This is a genomic window from Salinifilum ghardaiensis, assembly GCF_054491345.1.
In genome coordinates, this window is the sequence record NZ_CM137101.1 from 1,405,418 (window position 1) to 1,429,527 (window position 24,110).

The 24,110-nt window shown below is 69.8% G+C and carries 11 protein-coding genes and 3 rRNA genes; 10 read left to right on the forward strand and 4 right to left on the reverse strand.

Features of this window, described 5'->3' with window-relative positions; genetic code table 11:
* Positions 1 to 2: 2 nt before the first annotated feature.
* Positions 3 to 749: an SDR family oxidoreductase gene (locus tag ACVGV0_RS06375; protein ID WP_459158929.1), complete on the reverse strand. Its 747-nt coding sequence runs from the start codon at positions 747 to 749 to the stop codon at positions 3 to 5.
* Between the two features lie 107 nt (positions 750 to 856).
* Here ACVGV0_RS06375 and ACVGV0_RS06380 point away from each other — a divergent pair, with 107 nt between their 5' ends.
* Positions 857 to 1,852, forward strand: a complete 996-nt coding sequence (locus ACVGV0_RS06380) for a glutathione S-transferase family protein (RefSeq protein WP_459158930.1) — start codon at positions 857 to 859, stop codon at positions 1,850 to 1,852.
* Positions 1,853 to 1,973: 121 nt separating this feature from the next.
* Here ACVGV0_RS06380 and panB read toward each other — a convergent pair whose 3' ends face one another.
* The gene (panB, locus tag ACVGV0_RS06385; protein ID WP_459158931.1) at positions 1,974 to 2,849 is read right to left on the reverse strand and encodes a 3-methyl-2-oxobutanoate hydroxymethyltransferase; all 876 of its coding nucleotides are present in this window, start codon (positions 2,847 to 2,849) and stop codon (positions 1,974 to 1,976) included.
* 266 nt (positions 2,850 to 3,115) lie between these two features.
* Positions 3,116 to 4,888 carry an NAD+ synthase gene (locus ACVGV0_RS06390; protein ID WP_459158932.1) on the reverse strand — a complete coding sequence of 591 codons (1,773 nt, stop codon included), beginning with the start codon at positions 4,886 to 4,888 and terminating at the stop codon, positions 3,116 to 3,118.
* Between the two features lie 94 nt (positions 4,889 to 4,982).
* Between ACVGV0_RS06390 and ACVGV0_RS06395 the strand changes: the two genes are divergently transcribed.
* From ACVGV0_RS06395 to ACVGV0_RS06435, 9 genes are all read left to right on the forward strand, one after another.
* Positions 4,983 to 6,551 carry an alpha/beta hydrolase gene (locus ACVGV0_RS06395; RefSeq protein WP_459158933.1) on the forward strand — a complete coding sequence of 523 codons (1,569 nt, stop codon included), beginning with the start codon at positions 4,983 to 4,985 and terminating at the stop codon, positions 6,549 to 6,551.
* Positions 6,552 to 6,695: 144 nt separating this feature from the next.
* Positions 6,696 to 8,039 (forward strand): type I glutamate--ammonia ligase, encoded by a 1,344-nt coding sequence (gene glnA / locus ACVGV0_RS06400; RefSeq protein ID WP_459158934.1) that lies wholly within the window; start codon positions 6,696 to 6,698, stop codon positions 8,037 to 8,039.
* A 91-nt stretch (positions 8,040 to 8,130) separates the two neighbouring features.
* Positions 8,131 to 11,826, forward strand: coding sequence for an FkbM family methyltransferase (locus tag ACVGV0_RS06405; protein WP_459158935.1), 3,696 nt, complete (start codon positions 8,131 to 8,133; stop codon positions 11,824 to 11,826).
* 532 nt (positions 11,827 to 12,358) lie between these two features.
* Positions 12,359 to 13,899 (forward strand): 16S ribosomal RNA (locus ACVGV0_RS06410).
* 250 nt (positions 13,900 to 14,149) lie between these two features.
* Positions 14,150 to 17,245, forward strand: a 23S ribosomal RNA gene (locus ACVGV0_RS06415).
* Between the two features lie 106 nt (positions 17,246 to 17,351).
* Positions 17,352 to 17,468 (forward strand): 5S ribosomal RNA (gene rrf / locus ACVGV0_RS06420).
* Together the 16S, 23S and 5S rRNA genes form the textbook arrangement of a ribosomal RNA operon.
* 274 nt (positions 17,469 to 17,742) lie before the next feature.
* Positions 17,743 to 18,492, forward strand: coding sequence for a type 1 glutamine amidotransferase (locus tag ACVGV0_RS06425; RefSeq protein WP_459158936.1), 750 nt, complete (start codon positions 17,743 to 17,745; stop codon positions 18,490 to 18,492).
* Positions 18,493 to 18,544: 52 nt separating this feature from the next.
* Positions 18,545 to 21,562 (forward strand): bifunctional [glutamine synthetase] adenylyltransferase/[glutamine synthetase]-adenylyl-L-tyrosine phosphorylase, encoded by a 3,018-nt coding sequence (locus ACVGV0_RS06430; RefSeq protein ID WP_459158937.1) that lies wholly within the window; start codon positions 18,545 to 18,547, stop codon positions 21,560 to 21,562.
* 77 nt (positions 21,563 to 21,639) lie between these two features.
* Positions 21,640 to 22,563, forward strand: coding sequence for an NADP-dependent oxidoreductase (locus ACVGV0_RS06435; RefSeq protein ID WP_459158938.1), 924 nt, complete (start codon positions 21,640 to 21,642; stop codon positions 22,561 to 22,563).
* 71 nt (positions 22,564 to 22,634) lie between these two features.
* Here the strand turns inward: ACVGV0_RS06435 and glnA (ACVGV0_RS06440) are convergent, their stop codons facing one another.
* Positions 22,635 to 24,059 (reverse strand): type I glutamate--ammonia ligase, encoded by a 1,425-nt coding sequence (gene glnA, locus ACVGV0_RS06440; RefSeq protein ID WP_459158939.1) that lies wholly within the window; start codon positions 24,057 to 24,059, stop codon positions 22,635 to 22,637.
* Positions 24,060 to 24,110 lie beyond the last annotated feature (51 nt).

Here is a 24,110-nt window from a genome sequence, read left to right on the forward strand (position 1 = left end):
CGCTACATCTCGGCGCGGCGACCCCCGTCGACGGTCCAGGCGGCACCGGTCACGAACGCCGCCCTCGGCGAGAGCAGGAACGCTGCGACGTCGCCGAGCTCCTCGGGCGCGCCCGAGCGGCGCAGCGGTGTGGCCTGCTCCGCGTCGGTCTGCGACCGGGGGTTGGCCGCGGCCAGCGAGCGGGCCCGCTCGGTGTCGAACCGGCCGGGAAGCACCGCGTTCACCCGCACCCCGCGCGGGCCCACCTCCTCGGCGAGGTCCTTGACGAAGCCCTGCGCGGCGGGGCGGGCCACGTTGGAGCTGGCCAGACCCGGCAGCGGTTCCGCGCCGGAGGTGGAGGTCAGCACGACGATCGCGCCGCCCTCGCCGAGTTCGGCCGCCACCGCGCGGGCGGCGCGGATCGGTGCGATCGCGGCGATCTCCAGCCCGGCGCGCAGGGTCTCGTCGTCCAGCGCGCTCGGCGTGCCCGGCGGGGGGCCGCCGTGGCTGACGAACAGCCCGTCGAGCCGGCCGAAGCGCTCGCGCGCGGCAGCGATCAGTTCCCGGGGCGTGCCGGCCGCGGTGAGGTCCGCGGCCACACCCGCCGCCCGGTCGCCGAGCCGGTCCGCGGCGGCATCGGTGTTCTCCTGCGAGGAGGCGGAGAGGACGACGTTGGCGCCTTCCCGCACCAGGCTGCGGGCCGCGGCGAAGCCGAGGCCCTTGCTGGCGCCGGTGACGATGTAGCAGCGTCCGGCGAGTTCGAGATCCATGGTCGGCGAGCCTAAACCGGTCGTGCCGGCGGCATCGCCCGCGGGTACCGGGCGCAGCGGCGGTCGAGCGCGGGCAGCGCGGTGTCCGCGCGGTCTACCCTGGCCGCATGAGTGCGCGATCCGCTCGCGAGATCTCCCCCGGTGGCGAGTGGGTGCGCCAGGGCAACCGGTTCACCGCCCGCATCACCGCCGACGGTTCCTCCGGGTGGCCGGTACGGCCCGGGCGCTACCACCTCGTGGTGAGCCTGGCCTGCCCGTGGGCGCACCGCTCGCTCATCGTGCGCCGCCTGCTCGGGTTGGAACCGGTGCTCTCGCTGGGCGTCGTCGACCCGCTGCGGGACGAGCGCGGCTGGCGGTTCACCCTCGACCCGGAGGGGCGCGACCCGGTGACGGGGATGGCGTTCCTGTCCGAGGCGTACCTGGCCGGCGATCCCGAGTACGCGGGGCGCGTGACCGTCCCGGCCGTGGTGGACACCGCCTCGGGGCGCGTGGTCACCAACGACTTCCCGCAGCTGACGTTGGATCTGAGCACCCAGTGGCGCGCGCACCACCGGCCGGGCGCGCCGGAGCTGTACCCGGCCGCGCTGCGCGAGGAGATCGACGCGATCAACGACGTGGTCTACGCCGACGTCAACAACGGGGTGTACCGGTGCGGGTTCGCCACGTCGCAGCGCGCGTACGAACGCGCCCACGAGCGCCTGTTCACCCGCCTGGACGCGTTGGCGCAGCGGCTGCGGGACCGCCGCTACCTGGTCGGGGACACGATCACCGAGGCCGACGTCCGCCTGTTCACCACGCTCGTCCGGTTCGACGCCGTCTACCACGGCCACTTCAAGTGCAACCGCAGCAAGCTCAGCGAGATACCGGTGCTGCGGGAGTACGCGCGGGACCTGTTCCAGACCCCCGGTTTCGGTGACACCGTCGACTTCGCGCACATCAAGCAGCACTACTACCGCACCCACCCGGGGCTGAACCCGAGCGGCATCGTCCCGGTCGGACCGGAGGAGTCCGGTTGGCACGCCGAGCACGGGCGGGAGCGCCTCGGCGGGCGACCGTTCGGTGACGGCACCCCGCCCGCCCCGACGACCCCGCTGGCCGGGTGAGGCCCTGCGCGCCCTGCCGAGCGCCTCACCCGAACGAGGGGTTTGAACATTGCGCGCGCAATGTTCAAACCCCAGCGCACGGGCTTGGTCAGGGCAGTACCCGCTGGCTGGGGCGGGGCGCTCAGCCGGTGAAGCTGTGCTCCTCGGCCGGGAACTCCTGGCCGCGCACCTCGGAGGCGAACTCCTGCGCGGCGCGGGAGAGCTCCTGGCCCAGCTCGGCGTAGCGCTTGACGAACCGCGCCGTGCGCCCGGTGTTCATCCCCGCCATGTCGGTCCACACCAGCACCTGCCCGTCGCAGTGCGGACCGGCGCCGATGCCCACGGTCGGCACGTGCAGCTCGGCGGTCACCCGCTTGGCCGTGTCCGCGGGAACCATCTCCAGCACCACGGCGAAAGCACCGGCCTCCTGCACCGCCCGCGCGTCGGCGAGCAGCGCCTCCGCGGCCTCCCCGCGTCCCTGCACCCGGTAGCCGCCGAGTCCGTGCTCGCTCTGCGGGGTGAACCCGAGGTGCGCCATCACCGGGATGCCGGCCGCCGTCAGCGCTTCGATCTGCGGGGCGTAGCGCTGCCCGCCCTCGAGCTTGACGGCGTGCGCCCGGCCCTCCTTCATGAACCGCACGGCCGTGTGCAGCGCCTGCTCCGGCGAGGCCTGGTAGGAGCCGAACGGCAGGTCCGCCACCACGAGCGCGCGTTCGACCGAGCGGGTGACCGCGCGCGTGAGCGGCAGCATCTCGTCCACGTCCACCGGCAGCGAGGACTCGTAGCCGTAGACGTTGTTCGCCGCCGAATCGCCCACGAGCAGCACGGGGATCCCCGCCTCGTCGAAGATCCGCGCGGTGTACATGTCGTAGGAGGTGAGCATCGGCCACGGCTGGCCGCGCTCCTTGAACTGCTGCAGGTGGTGCACGCGCACCCGCGCCGGTGTCCGGGTGGTGCCGTGCGGAGCGGTTTCCGCCGGGTTCCCGGTCGGAGCCGCGTGAGCCGCTGTATCAGTCATGTGAACCGCCCTCGTCCTCGAGGCCCTGCACGGGTCCCCGGGTCATGCGACGTCTGGTACGGCCCCAGCGTGGCACGACGAGGGCCCCGGTGGGCACGGCTCCGGGCAACATCACACCGAGCAGCGCTGCCCGCGCGACAAGGACGGCGTCGCGGTGCGCGGGCCGGTGAGCGCACCCGCACCGCGGCGCCGCGGTGCTCCGCCCATCCGGGGTGCCGGAGAGCCGCACACCGGTCCCGGCGCGAGCGGGACCTGCACGGGACGGGTCACCCGGGCCGGACCTCCCGCCACCGGTTCGTCAGCGGCAGCCGCCGGTCGCGGCCGAAGGCCTTGAACGTGATCTTCGTGCCCGGCGGGTACTGGCGCCGCTTGAACTCGGCCCCGTCGACCATCCGCAGCACCCGCTCCACCAGGTCCGCGTCGAATCCCTCCGCGATGAGGTCGGCGTAACCGCGGTCGCCCTCCACGTAGCCGTCCAGCACCGCGTCGAGCACGTCGTAGGGCGGCAGCGAGTCCTGGTCGGTCTGCCCCGGCCGCAGCTCGGCCGAGGGTTCCTTGGTGATCGAGCTCTCCGGGATCGGCGGCACCTGGCCGTGCTTCTCCGCCTGCGCGTTGCGCCACCGCGCCAGCTGCCACACCAGCGTCTTCGGCACGTCCTTGATCGGCGCGAACCCGCCGACCGCGTCGCCGTAGAGCGTCGAGTAGCCCACGGCCAGCTCCGTCTTGTTGCCCGGCGCCAGCACGAGGTGGCCGTGCTGGTTGGACAGCGCCATGAGCAGCATCCCGCGGCACCGCGCCTGGACGTTCTCCTCGGCCAGCCCCGTCAGCCCCAGCTTCTGCACGTACGCGTCGACCACGTCGGCCACCGCGCGCACCTCGAACGAGCAGCCCAGCCTCCGCGCCAGCTCGGCAGCGTCCGAGCGGGAGTGCTCGGAGGAGTAGTGCGCGGGCATCGACACCCCGTGCACCGCGTGCGGGCCCAGCGCGTCGACGGCCAGCGCCGCGCTCGTCGCCGAGTCGATACCGCCGGAGAAGCCGAACACCACCGACCGGAAACCGTTCTTGTGCACGTAGTCGCGCAGCCCGGTCACGAGCGCGGACCACACCTCCTCCGCGAAGTCGAGCGGTTCGGGCGCCTCCGGCAGCCGCCGCGGTTCGTACCGCGGCACCGGAGCGGGCTCGAGCGTGTAGCGCTGGACGTCGAAGGCCGGCGGCCGGGTGGTGAACGCCAGGCCCCGCGACTCGGTCCGGACCTCCTCGGGCACGGTCGTGGCGGTGTTCCCCCCGGCCGGCAGGTCGAGATCGGCCACGAGCAGCGCCTCGGTGAACCGCGGACCGCGGGCGAGCACCTCCCCGTCCGGTGCGGCGATCATCGAATCCCCGTCGAACACGAGCTCGTCCTGCGCGCCGACCATGTTGACGTAGGCCATCGGCGCGCCCGCCTCCGCGGAGCGCGCCTGCACCAGCGGCGCGCGCCGGTCGTCCTTGGAGCGCTCGTACGGCGAGCCGTTCAGGCACAGCACGAGGTCCGCGCCCACGTGCCCCAGGGCGCTGACCGGGCCGCTGTTCTGCCAGATGTCCTCGCAGATCACGACCCCGACGTCCAGGCCGTGCGCGCGCACGATCGGCAGGTCCAGGCCGGGCGCGAAGTACCGGGCCTCGTCGAACACCCCGTAGTTCGGCAAGTGGTGCTTGTTGTAGGTGGCCACCACCTCGCCGCCGTGCAGGAACGACGCCGAGTTCCGCAGCCCTTCGTCGTCGCGCCCCAGGTGCCCCACCACGACGAGCACGTCGCCGCATCCGGCGGTGCGCAGCCGCTCGGCCAGGTGCTCCAGCTCGGCCAGGTTGGCGGCGGCGAACGACCGGCGCAGCGCGAGGTCCTCCACCGGGTAGCCGCACAGCGTCATCTCCGGGAAGGCGACGACGTGCGCTCCGTCCTCGGCGGCCTTGCGGGTCCAGTCCACGACGGACGCGCTGTTGCCCGCGATGTCGCCGACGGTGGTGTTGATCTGGGCGAGTCCGAGACGCAACTGCGGCATGGGCACATCATCGCGCACCGGGCGCTCCGCCGTCCCGGCGGCCGGGCGGACTCCCGGGGTGGGAGCACCCGCACCGGCATGTCAGGATCCGGTGGTGCTCCGCGTACTCACGGTTCTCGCGACGGCGCTGCTCACGGTCACCACGGCGGCGTGCGCGCCGCGGCAACCGGACCTGCCGCGCACCGAGCGCAACGGTCCGGTCGGACCCGTGCCGCAGGGCCTGGAGCGGTTCTACGGCCAGTCGCTGCGGTGGGAGGCCTGCCCGCAGTACGCCGGCACGGCCCAGGACCGGCGGGCCTACGCCGAGCCGGGTCTGGAGTGCGCCCGCCTGACCGTCCCGCTCGACTACTCCCGTCCGGACGGCGAAACCGTCCAGCTCGGACTGCTGCGGAGCCCCGCCACCGGCGGGCAGGACGAGCGCATCGGCTCGCTCGTGATGAACCCGGGCGGTCCCGGGGCTTCCGGGATGAGCGCGACGGCCGGCATGGCCGGCGCGGTGTCCGGTTCCGAGCTGGGGGAGCGCTTCGACTTCGTCGGGTTCGACCCGCGCGGGGTGGGCGCGTCCCGGCCCGCGGTGCAGTGCCTGACCGACGAGGAGCGCGACGCCGAACGGCTCGACTCCGACGCCGACTCCTCACCGCGGGGCGTGGCCCGGACCGAGCAGGAGGAGCGCGCCTACGCCCGCAAGTGCGCCGAGCGCAGCGGCCGCGACCTGCTGGCCAACATCGGCTCGTCCGACGTGGCCAAGGACCTCGACGTGCTGCGCTCCGCGCTCGGCGACGAGAAGCTCAACTACCTCGGCTTCTCCTACGGCACGCGCATCGGCTCCGAGTACGCCGAGCAGTTCCCCGGCAACGTGCGCACGATGCTGCTCGACGGCGCGATCGACCCGGAGCAGTCCACCACCGAGTCGCTGGTGGGGCAGGGCGACGGGTTCCAGCGCGCCTTCGAGGACTTCGCGCGCTGGTGCGCCGAGCGGGGCGAGTGCGCCCTCGGTGACGACCCCTCCCGGGCCGTGGAGGAGTTCCAGCGCCTCACCCGCCCGCTGGTGGACCGGCCGGTGCCGGTCGGCGACCGCGCGCTGTCCTACGACGACGCGACCACCGCGGTGATCCAGGCGCTGTACGCGCCGGACATGTGGGAGCGGCTCAACGAGGGCCTGGCGCAGCTGCGCCGGGGCCAGGGCCGCGTGCTGCTGGCGCTGGCGGACATGTACTACGGCCGTGCCCCGGACGGGTCCTACTCGAACACCATCGACGCGTTCGACGCGGTGCACTGCGTCGACGACGAACGGCTCCGCACCAGGCAGCAAGCGCGCGAAGCGGACCGGCGCTACCGCGAGGTCGCGCCGTTCCTCGACGACGGGCGCGGGGCGAACCCCGCGCGCGACATGTGCTCGTTCTGGCCCGTCCCGCCGAGCGGCGACACCGAGCAGCCGCAGGTGCGCGGCCTGCCGCCGACGCTGGTCGTGTCCACCACCGGCGACCCGGCCACGCCCTACCAGGCCGGCGTCCGGCTCGCCCGGGCGTTGCACGGGCGGCTGCTGACCTACGAGGGGACCCAGCACACCGCCTTCCTGCAGGGCGATTCCTGCGTCGACGAGGCCGGCGTCCGCTACCTCGTCGACCGCGAACTGCCGGAGGAAGGCGCGCGCTGCGGCTGACCGCGGCCGGGCGACTGCGGCCGGCACGTCCGCGACCGGGCGGAGCACCGGAGCGGGCGGAAGCACCGCCGCGGTCACCGGACGGTGCGCGGTGGTGACCCGCCGGTTACGCATCAGCCCCGGTGAACTCGTAGGCTGCCGGGCATGAACCGCCAGCAGGAGTTCGTGCTCCGCACCTTGGAGGAACGCGACATCCGCTTCGTGCGCCTGTGGTTTACCGACGTCCTCGGCATCCTCAAGTCGGTGGCGATCTCGCCGGCCGAGCTCGAGGGCGCCTTCGCCGAGGGCATCGGATTCGACGGCTCGGCCATCGAAGGGTTCGCGCGGATCTTCGAGTCGGACATGGTCGCAAAGCCGGACCCCACGACCTTCCAGGTGCTGCCCTGGGAGACCCCGGAGGGGGAGCACTACTCGGCCCGGATGTTCTGCGACATCCACATGCCGGACGGATCGCCGTGCTGGGCGGACCCGCGGCACGTGCTGCGCCGCACCCTCGCCCGGGCCACCGAGTCCGGGTTCACCTGCTACGTCCACCCGGAGATCGAGTTCTTCCTGCTCAAGGACCTGCCCTCGGACGGCAGCGAACCCACCCCGGCCGACTCCGGCGGCTACTTCGAGCAGGCCAGCCACGACGCGGCGCCGCACTTCCGCCGCAACGCCATCGAGACGCTCGAGGCGATGGGCATCTCCGTGGAGTTCAGCCACCACGAGGCCGCCGCGGGGCAGCAGGAGATCGACCTGCGCTACGCCGATGCGCTGACCATGGCCGACAACGTGATGACGTTCCGGTACGTGGTCAAGGAGGTCGCCATGACCCAGGGGGTGCGGGCGTCCTTCATGCCGAAGCCGTTCAGCGAGCGCCCCGGCTCCGGGATGCACACGCACGTCAGCCTGTTCGAGGGCGACCGCAACGCCTTCTACCACCCGGAGGACCCCTACGAGCTGTCCGACACGGGCCGCGCCTTCGTCGCCGGCATCCTGCACCACGCGCGCGAGATCAGCGCCGTGACCAACCAGTGGGTGAACTCGTACAAGCGGCTCGTCGTCGGAGGCGAAGCACCCACCGCCGTGTGCTGGGGCCACGCCAACCGCTCCGCGCTGGTGCGGGTGCCGATGTACTCGCCCGGCAAGTCCTCCTCGCGGCGCGTCGAGGTCCGCAACGTCGACTCCGCCTGCAACCCCTACCTGGCCTACGCGGTCACCCTGGCCGCCGGGCTCAACGGGGTGGAGAAGGGCTACGAGCTCCCCCCGGCCACCGAGGACGACGTGTGGGCGCTGACGGAGGGCGAACGCAAGGCCGCCGGGTACGACAACCTGCCGCAGAACCTCAACGAGGCGCTGCGCGACATGGAGTCCTCCGAACTGGTCGCCGAGACCCTCGGTGAGCACGTGTTCGACTTCTTCCTGCGGAACAAGCGCGAGGAGTGGGACGCCTACCGCAGCCACGTCACCCCGTACGAGCTGCGGACGCTCATGCCCGTGCTCTGAACCGCCGCGCGTGCCGCGGGCGCTCCGGGGCGGGGGTGCTCCGGGGCGGGGCGCGCGGATCACGCGGTCTCGGCGGCGGTACGTTGCGTGCGTGAGCGATGCCGACCACGCCGCCGAATCCACCGTCGACGCGAGCGGGTCCGCGCCGGGCGCGGGGCAACCCGATCACCGCAGCGCGCCGCGCGGGAACACCGGCGGCGCCTCCCGGGAGCTCATCGGCTGCACCCTCGCCCGCCGCGACCAGCTGCCGGCCGCCCGCGTGCTGCGCGAGTCGTTCCTGCAGCACCACCCGGCAGCGCGCTTCGCGCTGCTGGTCGTCGACCGCCCGGACCTCGTCGACCCGGACGAACCGGATGCCGTCGACGTGACCGAGCTGGGCCTCTCGGCGGTGGAGTTCGCCCGCTTGGCGACGGCCTGCACCGCGGAGCAGCTGCGCGCCGTGCTGCGCCCCCGCCTGCTGCGCCGGCTGCTCGGCGCGGCCGCGACCGTGGTGTGCTGCGAACCCGAGGTGCGGGTGCTGCACCCGTTCGACGACGTGCTCGCGGCCGAGGACCGCCCGGTGCGCCTCGTGCCGCGAGTGCTGCGCCCCCTGGTCGCCGACGGCCTGCGCCCCGGGCCCGACGACCTCGCCGAGGCCGGGATGTTCGATCCGCACCTGCTCGTCGCCGCCCCGGGTGCCGAGCGCGCGCTCGAGGAGTGGCAGGCGCAGCTCGACAGCGATCCGGCGGGCGCCGCGCCCCGCGTGGACGGGCTCGCGGTGCTCGCCGACCACGCCGTGCTCCGCGACCCCGGGCTCGGGCTGTCCGCCTTCAACGCCGCGCAGCGGCAGCTCGCCCGCGGGGAGGAGAACTGCACGGTCGACGGCGCACCGCTGCGCAGCGTGCACTTCACCGGGTTCCAGCCGGAACGGCCGTGGCTGCTGTCCGCGGCGTTCGCCGACAACCCGCGCGTGCTGCTGTCCGAGCACCCGCTGCTGGCGGAGCTGTGCGCGCACTACCGCAACGCGCTCGTCCGCCACGGTTACACCGCCGCCGCCCCGCACCCCTACGACCACCTGCCGGACGGCACCCCGCTGCCGGAACCGCTGCGGCGCGACTACCTGCACGCCTGGCGCGGGCAGGGCGATCCGCCGCCGAGCCCGTTCGCCCCGGCGTCCGGGGAGGAGGAGCCCGCCGCGGAATTCCTGCGCTGGGCCGCCGAACCCGCCGACGACCGGCAGCGCGACGCGGGCGGCTCGCGCTGGACCGCCGCCGTGTGGGCGGCGGACCCGGTGCTGCGGCGCGACTTCCCCGACCCGTTCGGCGCCGACGCCGCCGCGTTCCACGAGTGGTGCCTCGGCACCGGGCGCGCCACCGGCCGCGTGCCCGGCGGGACCGTCCGCGCCCCGGCCGGGCGGCAGGCCACGCTGCTCGACCAGCTCGGCGTGTCCGTGCTCGGCGCGGGACCGCTCGCCGAGTTGCTGGCCGAGACCGCGCGGGCCTCCGGACTGCCCACGTCCGACACGCCCTGCTACCCGGTCGTGCTGCGCTGCCGCGCCGACGCGCCGGTGCCCGCCGGCCGGCACGTCGTCGACGTGGCGCTGGCCTCCGAGCACCCGACCGCCGGAGCCGCCGAGGCCTGGTACCTCTCCGAGCAGGCGCGGATCACCGCGCGCGGCACCAGCGGACCGGCCTCGCGCGTGCTGCCGGTCCCGGTTCCGCTGCGCGAGCCGATCGGCCTGGCCGCGCGCAAGGGCGAGCGCGCGCGGTGGGAGCTCTCCGACGAGTTCGTCGTCGCCGCGGCGGTCGACCACGCCACCGAGCACGCGGACAACGCGCTCGGCCTGGTGAACGCGTTCCTGTCCGCCTTCGACGACGAGCCGGACGCGCGCCTGCTGCTGCTCGTCGCCGGCGCCGCCCGCCATCCGGAGGCCGCGGAGCGCCTGCGGCTGGCCACGGCGTCCGAACCGCGGGTGCTGCTCACCGAACACCCCGAGGCGGACGCGGTGCCGTACGAGGCGGAGACCACGCTCGCCGCGGCCGACTGCGTCCTCGCCCTGCCGCGGGCCGAAGCGGACCGGCACGTGCCCGGTCTGGTGCGCCTCGTCGCGCGTGGCGTTCCGGTGATCGCCGCGGACGCCGGAGGCCTCGGGGCGGTGCTCGGTTCCGCGGGGGCCTGGCTCGTGCCGTGCTCGGCGGGCGGTGCCCCCGAGCCGGAGCGGGTGGTTGAGCTGCTGCGCGCCGCGGCAGCGGACCGGGAGGAGCTCGCCGAGTCCGGCCTGCGGGCGCGCGAGCACGCGCGCTCGCAGCACGCCCCCGCCGACGTGGGCGCGCGCCTGCGGGAACGCGTGGAGCAGGCCTACCGCAGCTGGCGCAGCACGTGGTCGGAGGGGAGCTCGGGCGAGCGCACCGCTCAGGACCCGCTGCGGCCGCTGCTGGTCGCGCGCCACGCGCTGCACCGCGCACCGGACGTCGCCGAGGGCGCGCGCGGTGCGATGACACCGGCGCTGCGGAAAGCGGTGCTGAAGGTGCTCGGCCACTACGACGAGCACCTGCGGGACGTGCTGCGCTCCCTCGTCGACGGGGTCGAGGGGACCGCGGCGGAGCTGCTGCGCAGGCAGGAGCGGGCGGACGGCACCGACCCGGAGGTCCTGCGGGTGGAGCTCGCGCGGTTGGCGCGGCAGCAGGAGCAGCTCGCCGAGCAGGTGCTGCACGCCGACGACGCGGCGGTGCGCACCCGCACCGAACTCGCCGAGCAGCAGCGCCGGTTGCGCGCGGTGGAGCAGCAGGGCACCGAGGACGAGCGGTGGGACGCCGTGGCGCAGCGCCTGGACGGGCTCACCGGCGCCCTCGAACGCGTGGTGGACCGGGTGGACGCCCTCGAACAGCGGCAGACCCGCGAGCAGGAGTGGGAACCGGGGGTGCGCGCGGCCTCGCTGGACGCGGCGAACGCGCTGCGGCGGGCGGAGATGGTGCAGCGCGTCGTGCTGCGGGACCACGAGCGGGCCGCCGAGGACGAGGCCGCGAACGGCGCGGGGACGACCCCGGTGCTGTGCGATGCCGGTGTGCTGCGCCTGCCCGCGGACGACACGTTCCTGCTGCCGTGGCTGTCCCAGCACGCGACCTGGGACACCGAGGTGTCGGGGCTGCTCGACGCGCTGGTCGAGCCGGGGAGCGCGTTCCTCGACGTCGGGGCCTACGTCGGCTACCAGACGGTGCGGATGCTCAACGCGCACGAGCTCGGCGCCGCTGTGGCGGTGGAGCCGAGCGCCCGCGCCGCGGATCTGGCGCACCGCAACGTCGCCGAGAACGTGCCGAAGCGGATGCGGGAGCGGTTCGCGCTGCTCGCGGGCGCGGCCTGGGACGGGCCCGCCGAGCTCATCGGGTGGCCGGGGGCCGTGGGCGGTCTCGACGTGCGGCAGGAAGCGGACGGGGCCCCGGCCGACGTCGCGGAGCAGGTGCGGGCGCTGCCGCTGGACGCGGCGTGGGCGGCGCGTCCGGAGCTGGCCGGTGCGCGGGACCTGCGGATCTCCGCGGTGCACGTGGACGTGGCCGCGCAACTGCACCGGGTTCTGGCGGGCATGGCAGAGCTGCTGACCGAGCACCGTCCCTCGGTGGTGTGTTCTTTCGCACCCGACGGGGTCGCGCGGGATGGCGCCGATCCGGTCGCGGTGTTGCACGGGATCGCCGAGCACGGCTACGAGCTCGTGCCCGTGGGGCGCGAGGTGGCTGTGGGCGCCGATGACCTGCTCGCAGCGGTGCGCAGTTCGGGAGCGCACACGGTGAAGCTGTGGCTGCGCCCCGAGTGATGCGGCCCCGAGTGATGCGGCCCCGAGTGGTGCGCCGCTCGGGTGGTGCGCCGCTCGGGTGAGCAAGCCGCTGATCAGGGGCTTTGACAACTACCCGCGGTGTGCTATGTTGGTCGCTGTCGCTTTGCGCAGTCGGCCGAGGGGACTTTCCCCGGTCCGGACGACATCGGGAGCGCCCGCGGTTGAGCGACCCCCTTCGCAACCGGCGAGGTGGGGTTCGGTAGGCTGGATGGAGCGCACACCGAGTCGGGGCGTGCGGGTGAACACTGAGTTGACACCGCGAGACGCACCGAGTAAGGTAGAGCGATGTTGCAGCCTCCGGGTTGCAGCAATATTGACAACCTGAAGCAGCTCTTCGGCATTCTTCTGGGTGCCGCCCGGTGGCCGACCCCGGTGATCGGGCAGAATTGAGCGGTGCTAGGGTTGTTCCGAAATGCCGCCGGTTCGGTGGTGTGTTCTTTGAGAACTCGACAGCGGATGCTTGTTGAATGACGCGTGTGCGTGGTTCTTGTTTTTTGTTTGCTGGGATTTGTTGTTGGAGAGTTTGATCCTGGCTCAGGACGAACGCTGGCGGCGTGCTTAACACATGCAAGTCGAACGCTGAAGCCGGGCTTCGGTCCGGTGGATGAGTGGCGTACGGGTGAGTAACACGTGGGTAATCTGTCCTGCACTCGGGGATAACCTTGGGAAACCGGGGCTAATACCGGATGGGCACACGGCCTCCGCATGGGGGTGTGTGGAAAGCGTTTACGGTGGTGCAGGGTGAGTCCGCGGCCTATCAGCTTGTTGGTGGGGTAAGGGCCTGCCAAGGCGACGACGGGTAGCCGGCCTGAGAGGGTGATCGGCCACACTGGGACTGAGACACGGCCCAGACTCCTACGGGAGGCAGCAGTGGGGAATTTTGCGCAATGGGCGGAAGCCTGACGCAGCAACGCCGCGTGGGGGAGGACGGCCTTCGGGTTGTAAACCTCTTTCGGCCTTGACGAAGCTCTGCGTGTTCGTGGGGTGACGGTAGGGGCAGAAGAAGCACCGGCTAACTACGTGCCAGCAGCCGCGGTAATACGTAGGGTGCGAGCGTTGTCCGGATTTATTGGGCGTAAAGGGCTCGTAGGCGGTGTGTCGCGTCGGCCGTGAAATCCTGCCGCTTAACGGTGGGCGTGCGGTCGATACGGGCACACTTGAGTTCGGTAGGGGAGACTGGAATTCCTGGTGTAGCGGTGAAATGCGCAGATATCAGGAGGAACACCGGTGGCGAAGGCGGGTCTCTGGGCCGATACTGACGCTGAGGAGCGAAAGCGTGGGGAGCGAACAGGATTAGATACCCTGGTAGTCCACGCTGTAAACGTTGGGCGCTAGGTGTGGGGACTGTCGTGGTGTCCGTGCCGTAGCTAACGCATTAAGCGCCCCGCCTGGGGAGTACGGCCGCAAGGCTAAAACTCAAAGGAATTGACGGGGGCCCGCACAAGCGGCGGAGCATGTGGATTAATTCGATGCAACGCGAAGAACCTTACCTGGGTTTGACATCCATCAGATTGCCTCAGAGATGGGGTTTCCCTTTGTGGTTGGTGGACAGGTGGTGCATGGCTGTCGTCAGCTCGTGTCGTGAGATGTTGGGTTAAGTCCCGCAACGAGCGGAACCCTTGTCCCGTGTTACCAGCACTGTGGGTGGGGACTCACGGGAGACTGCCGGGGTGAACTCGGAGGAAGGTGGGGACGACGTCAAGTCATCATGCCCCTCATGCCCAGGGCTTCACACATGCTACAATGGCCGGTACAGAGGGTGGCGAGCCTGTGAGGGTGAGCGAATCCCGAAAGTTGGTCGTAGTTCGGATCGGGGTCTGCAACTCGACCTCGTGAAGGCGGAGTCGCTAGTAATCGCAGATCAGCAGTGCTGCGGTGAATACGTTCCCGGGCCTTGTACACACCGCCCGTCACGTCATGAAAGTCGGTAACACCCGAAGCCCATGGCCCAACCGGTTTGTCCGGGGGGAGTGGTCGAAGGTGGGACTGGCGATTGGGACGAAGTCGTAACAAGGTAGCCGTACCGGAAGGTGCGGCTGGATCACCTCCTTTCTAAGGAGAAACCCGAGAATAGGGCCACGGCAGGGTGTTGTGGCTGGTTGTTGTGGGTTTCGTTGTTTCGTGTGAGCTGGGCATACGCGTGCGTGGCCTCCTGTGTGGGGGTGGCGGGCAGGCATTCGCTGTCGGGTTGTGAGGGAACACGCTGGTGTGGCTGGGTGTTTCTGTGGGTGTTTGAGAAGTGGATAGTGGGTGTGAGCATCTTGTTGTGTTGCCTGGCCTGATGTGACCACGGTTGTGGTGTTGGTAAGTTGTGAAGGGCGCACGGTGGATGCCTGGGCACTGAGTGTGCGAGGAAGGACGTGGGTGACTGCGATAAGCCTCGGGGAGTTGTCGACCGAACTGTGATCCGAGGGTGTCCGAATGGGGTAACCTGGCTCGCGTGATGGCGGGTCACCATCATCTGAATGTATAGGGTGATTGGGGTTGTGCGGGGAAGTGAAACATCTTAGTACCCGTAGCGGAGAAAACACTGGTGTGATTCCGTGAGTAGTGGCGAGCGAAAGCGGAGGTTGGCTAAACCGCATGCGTGGGAGACTCGGTAGGGGTTGCGTGTGCGGGGTTGTGGGGTGCTGTTGGATGGGTCTGCCGGCCTGTCGAGCCTGGTGTGGTGTTAGCTGAACGGCCTGGGAGGGTCGACCGGAGTGGGTGAGAGTCCCGTAGGTGAAGGCGCCATGGTGGGTTTGGATGGTTGCCCCGAGTAGTGCGGTGTTCGTGGAGCTCCGTGTGAATCTGGCGGGACCACTCGCTAAGCCTGAACGACGCTCGGTGACCGATAGTGGATCAGTACCGTGAGGGAATGGTGAAAAGTACCCCGGGAGGGGAGTGAAAGAGTTCCTGAAACCGTGTGCCTATAATCCGTCAGAGCACCTGTGGGGTGTGATGGCGTGCCTTTTGAAGAATGAGCCTGCGAGTTACGCTGCGTGGCGAGGTTAACCCGTGTGTGGGGGAGCCGGAGCGAAAGCGAGTCTGAAAGTGGGCGGAGAGTCGCGTGGTGTAGGCCCGAAGCGGGGTGAGCTACCCATGGCCAGGGTGAAGCGCGGGTAAGACCGTGTGGAGGCCCGAACCCACCTGGGTTGAAAACCGGGGGGATGAGTTGTGGGTAGGGGTGAAAGGCCAATCAAACCCTGTGATAGCTGGTTCTCCCCGAAATGCATTTAGGTGCAGCGTCGCGTGGTTCCTGGGTGGGGTAGTGCGCTGGTTGGTCGATGGCCCTGTGGGGTACTGAGATCAGCTAAACGGTGAATACGCCTGGGTGGCAGCGTGGCAGTGAGTCGGCGGGGGAGAAGCTCCGTCGTCGAGAGGGAAACAGCCCTGAGCATCGGCTAAGGTCCCGAAGTGTGTGCTGAGTGGGTAAGGATGTGGGACGGCTGTGACAGCCAGGAGGTTGGCTTAGAAGCAGCCATCCTTGAAAGAGTGCGTAATAGCTCACTGGTCGAGTTGTTCTGCGCCGATAATGTAGCGGGGCTTGTAAGCACACCGCCGAAGCCATGCCAATTGAGTCCTGTGGGGCTTGGTTGGGTAGGGGAGCGTCCTGCATGCCGGTGAAGCAGTCTCGGAAGGGGCTGTGGAGGGTGTGGGAGTGAGAATGCAGGCATGAGTAGCGAGTGCAGAGTGAGAATCTCTGCCGCCGATTGACTAAGGGTTCCTGGGGAAGGTTCGTCCGCCCAGGGTGAGTCGGGGCCTAAGGCGAGGCCGTCAGGCGTAGTCGATGGAGAACGGGTTGATATTCCCGTACCCGTGTATGCGCGCCCGTGGTGAAACCTCTGAGACTAACCACCCACCCGCCTTGCAGTGTTCTTGGAACAGTGTGGGTGTGGGGTGCGTGGGGCCTGAGGGGGGAGTAGGCAAGCGAGGGGGTGACGCAGGGAGGTAGCCCAGCCCGGGCGGTGGTTGTCCCGGGGCAAGCCTGTAGCCCGTGGTTCAGGGAAATCCGAGCCATGTTGTGGGTGAGGGGTGATGCGGAGCCTGTGTGGTGTAGTGGGTGTGCCTGGACTGTCGAGAAAAGCCTCTAGCGATGTGTGTGCACGGCCCGTACCCGAAACCGACACTGGTGGTCAGGTAGAGGATACCGAGGCGGTCGGGTGAACTGTGGTTAAGGAATTCGGCAAATTGCCCCCGTAACTTTGGGAGAAGGGGGGCCACTGCTGGTGAACGCCCGTGCGGTGGGAGCTGGTGGTGGTCGCAGAGGCTGGGGAGAAGCGACTGTTTACTAAAAACACAGGTCCACGCGAAGCGTTGTTGCGAGGTATGTGGACTGACGCCTGCCCGGTGCTGGAACGTTAAGAGGAGACGTGAACCCCCGGTGGGGGTGAGGCGTTGAATTGAAGCGCCAGTAAACGGCGGTGGTAACTATAACCATCCTAAGGTAGCGAAATTCCTTGTCGGGTAAGTTCCGACCTGCACGAATGGCGTAACGACTTCTCCGCTGTCTCGACCACAGGCCCGGTGAAATTGCATGACGAGTTAAGATGCTCGTTTCGCGCGGCAGGACGGAAAGACCCCGGGACCTTTACTACAGCTTGGTATTGGTGTTTGGTGCGGCTTGTGTAGGATAGGTGGGAGACTGTGATGCGGGCACGCCAGTGTTCGTGGAGTTGTTGGTGAAATACCACTCTGGTCGTTCTGGGCATCTAACCTTGGTCCGTGATCCGGATTGGGGACAGTGCTTGGTGGGTAGTTTAACTGGGGCGGTTGCCTCCTAAAGGGTAACGGAGGCGTCCAAAGGTCCCCTCAGCTTGGTTGGGAATCAGGCGGTGCGTGTAAGTGCAGAAGGGGGCTTGACTGTGAGACTGACGGGTCGAGCAGGTGCGAAAGCAGGGACTAGTGATCCGGCACTTCTGTGTGGGTGGGGTGTCGCTCAACGGATAAAAGGTACCCCGGGGATAACAGGCTGATCTTGCCCGAGAGTCCGTATCGACGGCAGGGTTTGGCACCTCGATGTCGGCTCGTCGCGTCCTGGGGCTGGAGTTGGTCCCAAGGGTTGGGCTGTTCGCCCATTAAAGCGGCACGCGAGCTGGGTTTAGAACGTCGTGAGACAGTTCGGTCCCTATCCGCCGCGCGCGGAGGAGACTTGCGGAAGGCTGTCCCTAGTACGAGAGGACCGGGACGGACGGACCTCTGGTGTGCCAGTTGTCCCGCCAGGGGCAGGGCTGGTTGGCTATGTTCGGAAGGGATAACCGCTGAAAGCATCTAAGCGGGAAGCCTGTTTCAAGATGAGGTCTCCCTCCCCATGTGGGTTAAGGCTCCCAGGAGATGACTGGGTGGATAGGCTTGGCATGGAAGCGCAGTAATGTGTTTGTGAGTGGACGAGTACTAATCAGCCGAGTGACTTACCAACTCCCCTGTTTGTGGGCTGTTGGGTGGGGTGATGCGTGGGGTGTTCACACCTGCTGATCGGCTTCTCAAGCATCGTCCCCACCACGGTGGTGGTGGGGTGTGGGGTTGTCGGTGGCTATGGCGGGAGGGGTAGGCCCGGTCCCATTCCGAACCCGGTAGCGAAGTCTCCCTGCGCTGATGGTACTGCACTCGGTGGGGTGTGGGAGAGTAAGGCGCCGCCGACACAACACGAAAAGAAAAAGAGGGGTGGGGTTGTTGAGCCCGTCCCCGCCGGGAGGACCAGGGGGTTTTCCCGGGCGGGGGTGGGGGCTCCGACTCCACCCCTCTTTTTATGTGTGTGTGCTGGCCCCCTTTTTCCGTTGTGTGTGGGCCGGTGTTGGGCCGTGCGGGGTGGGTCGCCCCCAACGTGCCTGGCGGGACCCTTCCCCCCTTTTTTCCGCCTGTTCCGGCCCGGGTGCCCGCTGGGCGCGAACCGTGCTCCGACGTACGCTCGGGGTCATGGGAAGTCCGCGCATCCTGGCCGTGCAACCCGGACCCGACAATCCGCCCGAAGTGCTGGGTGACTGGTTGGTCGAAGCGGGTGCCGTGGTCGACACGCTCACCTGCGAGTCCGCGCCGATTCCTGCGGAGCTCGGTGACCACGACGCGCTGGTCGTGCTCGACGGTCCGATGGGTTCCTACGACGATGACGAGCATCCGTGGCTCCCCCACGTGCGGGCGCTGCTCAGCAGCGCGGTGACGCAGCAGGCACCGGTGCTGGCGCTGGGCCTGGGCGCACACCTCCTCGCCAGCGTCACCGGCGGCAGAACCCGCACCGTCCCGCACGGACCGCAGATCGGTCCCGGGCTGATCGCGAAGCGCGACTCGGCCGCGGACGATCCGCTGTTCGGCTCCGTACCGCTCACTCCGGACGTGCTGTGCTTCCACACCGAGGAGGTGGCGACGCTCCCGCCGAGTGCTGTGCTGCTCGCTTCCTCGCCCGGGTGCGACCACCAACTGTTCCGCATCGGACCGTTCGCGTACGGCCTGCAGTTCCACATCGGGACCACCACCGACACGGTCCTGAGGTGGCTCGGCGACTCCCCCGAACTGGCCGAAACTCGAGGGCAACCGCTCAGCCGCGAAGTCCTCGACCGGTTCCACGAGGACGCCGCCGAAACCTGGCGCCCTGTGGCGGAACGCTTCGCCCACATCGCCTCACTGCCTCCTGAGGAACGCAGCGAGCACCGCTTGCTGCCAGTCGTGTGAGTCGCAGCGATGCGCATGGGTTTTCAGCTGCGCTGAGGATTACCGTTCGGGCATGGTCTCCAGTGGTTCGGGCCGTCCTGCCATCGTCTCGTCCGCCCGGTACGGGTTCAGCAACACCGACTGGGCCGAAGAACGGCTCAGGGCCGCGGGGTGGTGGACCGACACGGGTCCTGGTGAGGCCGAACCCATCGTCGCGGCGCTCTCCCGAGCTCCCGACCCCGACCTGGCGCTGCACGCCCTCGATCGCCTGCGCGACACCTCCGAGGAGGAATGGGCTGATCTGGCCGCGGAACTCGCGGACAGTGCGTGCCTGCGCGGGCGCCTGATCGGAGTGCTCGGCACCTCCTCCGCCTTCGGCGACCACATGGTCGCCCACCCCAAGGACTGGCGGCGCCTGCGCGCCTGGGAAACGTCGGACGAGCTCACGGCGACTTACACGGCCGAACTGCTCGCCGCGGTGCGCCGGGGAACCGCCGGGAACGCCACGTTGGCGGCGGAGCAGGCGATCAGCGCGCTGCGCGGGGCGTACCGCGCGGTGCTGCTGGACATCGCGAGCTGGGACCTCGCCCACACGGCTGAACCGGAGCTGCCGGTCGTGGAGTACGAGGACGTCGTCACCCTGCTGTCCGACGCCGCCGTCGCCGCGCTGCGCGCCGCGTGGGCAGTGGCCGAAACCGAGTGGTGGTCGACCGCCCCCGAAGGCGCGGAGACACCGCGCCTGGCCGTCATAGCGATGGGCAAGTGCGGCGGCCGGGAGCTCAACTACGTCAGCGATGTGGACGTGGTCTTCGTCGCCGGGAGCGAATCCGAGGTGGCCGGAGCGACGCGGATGGCCACCACGCTGATGCGCGTGGTCGGCGCCGCGTGCTTCGAAGTCGACGCCGCGTTGCGTCCGGAGGGCAAGAACGGCGCGCTCGTGCGGAGTCTGGACGGCCACGTCGCCTACTACCGCCGCTGGGCCCGCACCTGGGAGTTCCAAGCACTGCTGAAAGCGCGGCCAGTGGCTGGTGACGAACAGCTCGGCCAGGAGTACGCGGACGCGGTGCTGCCGTTCGTGTGGACCAGCGCGGAACGCGAAGGGTTCGTCAGCGATGTGCGTTCGATGCGGCGCCGCGTCGAAGACCACGTTCCCGAGGACGTCGCCGACCGCGAGCTGAAAGTCGGTCGCGGTGGCCTGCGCGACGTCGAGTTCGCCGTGCAACTGCTGCAGCTGGTGCACGGGCGCACCGACGAGTCGCTGCGTGACAAGTCCACGTTGAACGCGCTGCGCGCGCTCGGGGAGGGCGGCTACGTGGCGCGGGCGGACGTCGCCGATCTCGTCGAGTCGTACCGGTTCCTGCGGGTGGTCGAGCACCGGCTGCAGCTGCGCCGGCTGCGTCGCACCCACGTCTTCCCGCCGTTCGACGACGAAGCCGCGCTCGACGTGCTCGCCCGTTCCGCGGGGATGCGGTCCGGACGCCGCAGCACCGCCAGCGAGGACCTCGTCACCGAGTTCCGCAGGCACCGCACGCGGGTTCGCCGCCTGCACGAGAAGATCTTCTACCGGCCGCTGCTGGAATCGGTCGCCCAAGTGCCGACGGAAGCGCTGCGCTTGGCCACCGGCGCCGCGAGCGAGCGGCTCGCGGCGCTCGGCTACACCTCCCCGGAAGGGGCGCTGCGGCACATCGCCGCGCTCACCACGGGGGTGTCGCGGCGCGCCAGCATCCAGGGCACGTTGCTGCCGATGCTGCTGGACCTGTTCGCACGCACCCCGGACCCGGACGGCGCGCTGCTCGAATACCGGAAAGTGTCCGAGGCCCTGGCCGAAACCCCGTGGTACCTGCGCCTGCTGCGGGACGAGGGCGTGGTGGGGCAGCGGCTGGCCTACCTGCTCGGCACCTCCCGGTTCGTGCCGGAACTGCTCGTGCGGGCCCCGGAGGTCCTGCGCCTGCTGGTCGACACCCGGGGTTTCACCGAACGGGACCCCGCCGAGATCGCGGAGTCGCTGCACGCCACGGTCGGCCGGCACCAGGAACCGGAGAGGGCCGTGACGGCTGCGCGCTCACTGCGCCGCCACGAGCTGCTGCGCATCGCCTGCGGTGACCTGCTCGGTCTCATGCCGCCGGGATCGGTCCGCATGGCGCTGTCGTCGATCTGGGTGGCGGTGCTGGAGGCCGCGCTGACCGTGGCTGCCGACTCCGTTGCGGAACGCACCGGGGAACGCCCGGCACGCATCGCCGTCATCGGCATGGGCCGGCTCGGCGGTGCGGAGCTGGGCTACGGTTCCGATGCCGACGTGATGTTCGTCTGCGAACCGAGCGGTGGTGCGTCCGAGAGCGTTGCCGTGCGGTACGCGACCGCGGTCGTGGAGCGGGTCCGCTCGCTGCTCGGAGCTCCCAGTCAGGACCCGGCGCTGGAGGTGGACATCGACCTGCGCCCCGAGGGCAAGCAGGGAGCGCTGGTGCGCACGGTGGAGTCCTACCGCAGCTACTACGAGCGGTGGGCCCACGTGTGGGAGGCGCAGGCGCTGCTGCGCGCCCGTCCCATCGCGGGCGACGGTGAACTCGGTGAACGTTTCCGCGCGATGATCGATCCGATCCGCTACCCGGAAGGCGGGTTGGATGCGGCGAAATCCCGCGAGATCCGCCGGATCAAGGCCAGGGTCGACGCGGAACGCCTGCCGCGTGGTGCGGACCCGGCGATGCACACCAAGCTCGGCCGCGGGGGACTGGCCGATGTGGAATGGGCCCTGCAGCTGTTGCAGCTGCAGCACGCGCACCGCCACCCCGAACTGCAAACACCCTCCACCGTGGCGGGATTGCGCTCCGCGGCCGAGGCGGGAGTGCTGTCCGAAACGGACGCCGAGCGCTTGGTGGACGCGTGGTCGTGGGCGATGCGGGTGCGCAACGCGGTGACCCTGGTGCGGGGCAAACCCGGTGATCAGCTCCCGAAGCAGGGGCGGGAGCTGTCCATGGTCGCCGTCGCGCTCGGGTACTCGGCCGGAACGGACCTGGGCACCGTGGTCGACGACTACCTGCGCGTGACGCGGCGCGCCCGGGCCGTGGTGGAGCGGGTCTTCTACGAGTCGTGATCGGTGCGGCACCGCAGCAGCCGAGCCGCGCGCGCAGCACTTCCCGATGTTTGAATGCGGGTATGCAGGCGATTGCGTTGACAGAATTCGGCGAACCGGACGTGCTGGCGAGCCGGGATGTGCCGGAACCGCTGGTCGGTCCGGACGTGGTGCTCGTGGAAGTGCGCGGGGCTGGGGTGAACCCGGTGGACTGGAAGATCCGCCGGGGCTACCTCAGCGGCATGATCCCGCACCACATGCCGCTGATCCCCGGCTGGGACGTCTCCGGTGTGGTTCGCGCGGTCGGCCCGGCGGTGACGGAGTTCCGCGCGGGTGACGAGGTGCTCGGCTACGTTCGCGAGGACCACGTGCAGAACGGTGCCTACGCCGAGCTCGTGAGCGCCCCGCTGCGCGGGGTCGCGCACAAACCCGCAGGCCTCGACTTCACCCGCGCCGGGGCGCTCCCGCTGGCCGGGTTGACCGCGCTGCAACTGCTGCAGGCCTGCGGTGCGGGGAAGGGCGACACCGTGCTCGTGCACGCCGCCGCCGGCGGTGTCGGTCACTTCGCGGTGCAGCTGGCCAAGGAGCTCGGAGCGGCCCGCGTCATCGGCACCGCGTCGGAGACCAACCACGACTTCCTGGCCGAGCTCGGCGCCGAACCGATCACCTACGGCGAGCGGCTGCCGGAACGCGTGGCCGAATTCGCCGGCGATGACGGCAAGGTGGACGCCGTGGTCGACGTGGTCGGCGGGCAGGCGTTGGCGGACGCGCCGCGGATGCTCCACGAGCCGCACCGGTTCGCGTCCGCGGCCGACGAGCCGGACAACGTGCTGCAGCTGGGCGGCCAGTACGTGTTCGTGCGGCCGGACGCGGAACAGCTGGCGTGGCTGGCCGAACTGGCGGCGAACGGTCGGCTGCGCGTCGAGGTGCAGCAGACCTGCCCGCTGACGCAGGCCGCCGAGGCGCACCGCGTCCTCGAGGACGGCCACGTGCGCGGCAAGCTCGTGCTGGACGTGTCCTGAGGTGGCGGCCCCCGGTGCTCCGCGGCGAGCACCGGGGGCCGCCACCGGGAGGGCTCATCGCCCGAGGAGCATCACACGTCGTAGTACATGGCGAACTCGTACGGGTGCGGGCGCAGCCGGATCGGGTCGATCTCGTTCTCGCGCTTGAACGTGATCCAGTTCTCGATCAGGTCCTCGGTGAACACACCACCCTCGAGCAGGAATTCGTGGTTCTCCTCCAGGCTGTTCACCGCGCTGTCGAGGCTGCTCGGCACCTGCGGAACGTTCTTGGCCTCCTCCGGCGGGAGCTCGTAGAGGTCCTTGTCGATCGGCTCGTCCGGTTCGATCTTGTTCCGGATCCCGTCGAGACCGGCCATCAGCATGGCTGCGAAACCCAGGTACGGGTTGCCGGAGGGGTCCGGGCAGCGGAACTCGACCCGCTTGGCCTTCGGGTTCGTGCCGGTGATCGGGATGCGCATGCAGGCGGAGCGGTTGCGCTGCGAGTACACGAGGTTCACCGGGGCTTCGAAGCCGGGGACGAGCCGGTGGTACGAGTTCACCGTCGGGTTGGTGAACGCCAGCACGGACGGCGCGTGGTGCAGGACGCCGCCGATGTAGTGCCGGGCGGTGTCCGACAGGCCGCCGTAGCCGGCCTCGTCGTGGAACAGCGGCGAGCCGTCCTTCCACAGCGACATGTGGCTGTGCATGCCGGAGCCGTTGTCGCCGAGCAGCGGCTTCGGCATGAAGGTGACGCTCTTGCCGTTCTGCCAGGCGGTGTTCTTCACGATGTACTTGAACAGCTGCACGTCGTCAGCGGCGTGCAGCATCGTGTTGAACTTGTAGTTGATCTCCGCCTGGCCGCCGGTGCCGACCTCGTGGTGGGCGCGCTCGATGCTGAAACCCGCGTCCATGAGCCGCCGGCTCATCTCGTCGCGCAGGTCGGCGTAGTGATCGTACGGCGGGACGGGGAAGTAGCCGCCCTTGTAGCGGTTCTTGTAACCGAGGTTCGCGCCGTTCTCCTCGCGGCCGGTGTTCCACCAGCCCTCCACGGAGTCGACCTCGACGAAGCTCTTGTTCGCGTCCTCGCCGAAGCGGACCGAGTCGAAGATGTAGAACTCGGCCTCGGCGCCGAAGAAGGCGGTGTCAGCGATGCCCGACTCGCCCAGGTACTGCTCGGCCTTCCGGGCGATGTTGCGCGGATCGCGGCTGTAGGGCTCGCGCGTGAACGGGTCGTGGACGAAGAAGTTCAGGATGAGGGTCTTCTCCACGCGGAACGGGTCGATGCGTGCGGTGACGGGGTCGGGCAGCAGCAGCATGTCCGACTCGTGGATCGACTGGAAGCCGCGGACCGAAGAACCGTCGAAAGCCAGGCCCTCGGTGAAGGTGTCCTGGTCGAACGTGTCGGCGGGGATGGTGAAGTGCTGCATCACGCCCGGCAGGTCGCAGAAGCGGACGTCGATGAAGCGCACGTTCTCCTCTGCGATGTAGCGCAGGACCTCGTCTGGATTCTTGAACACCTTCGGTGGCTCCTTCTGAATCGTTCAGCTCACCGACGCCAGCACCGGACA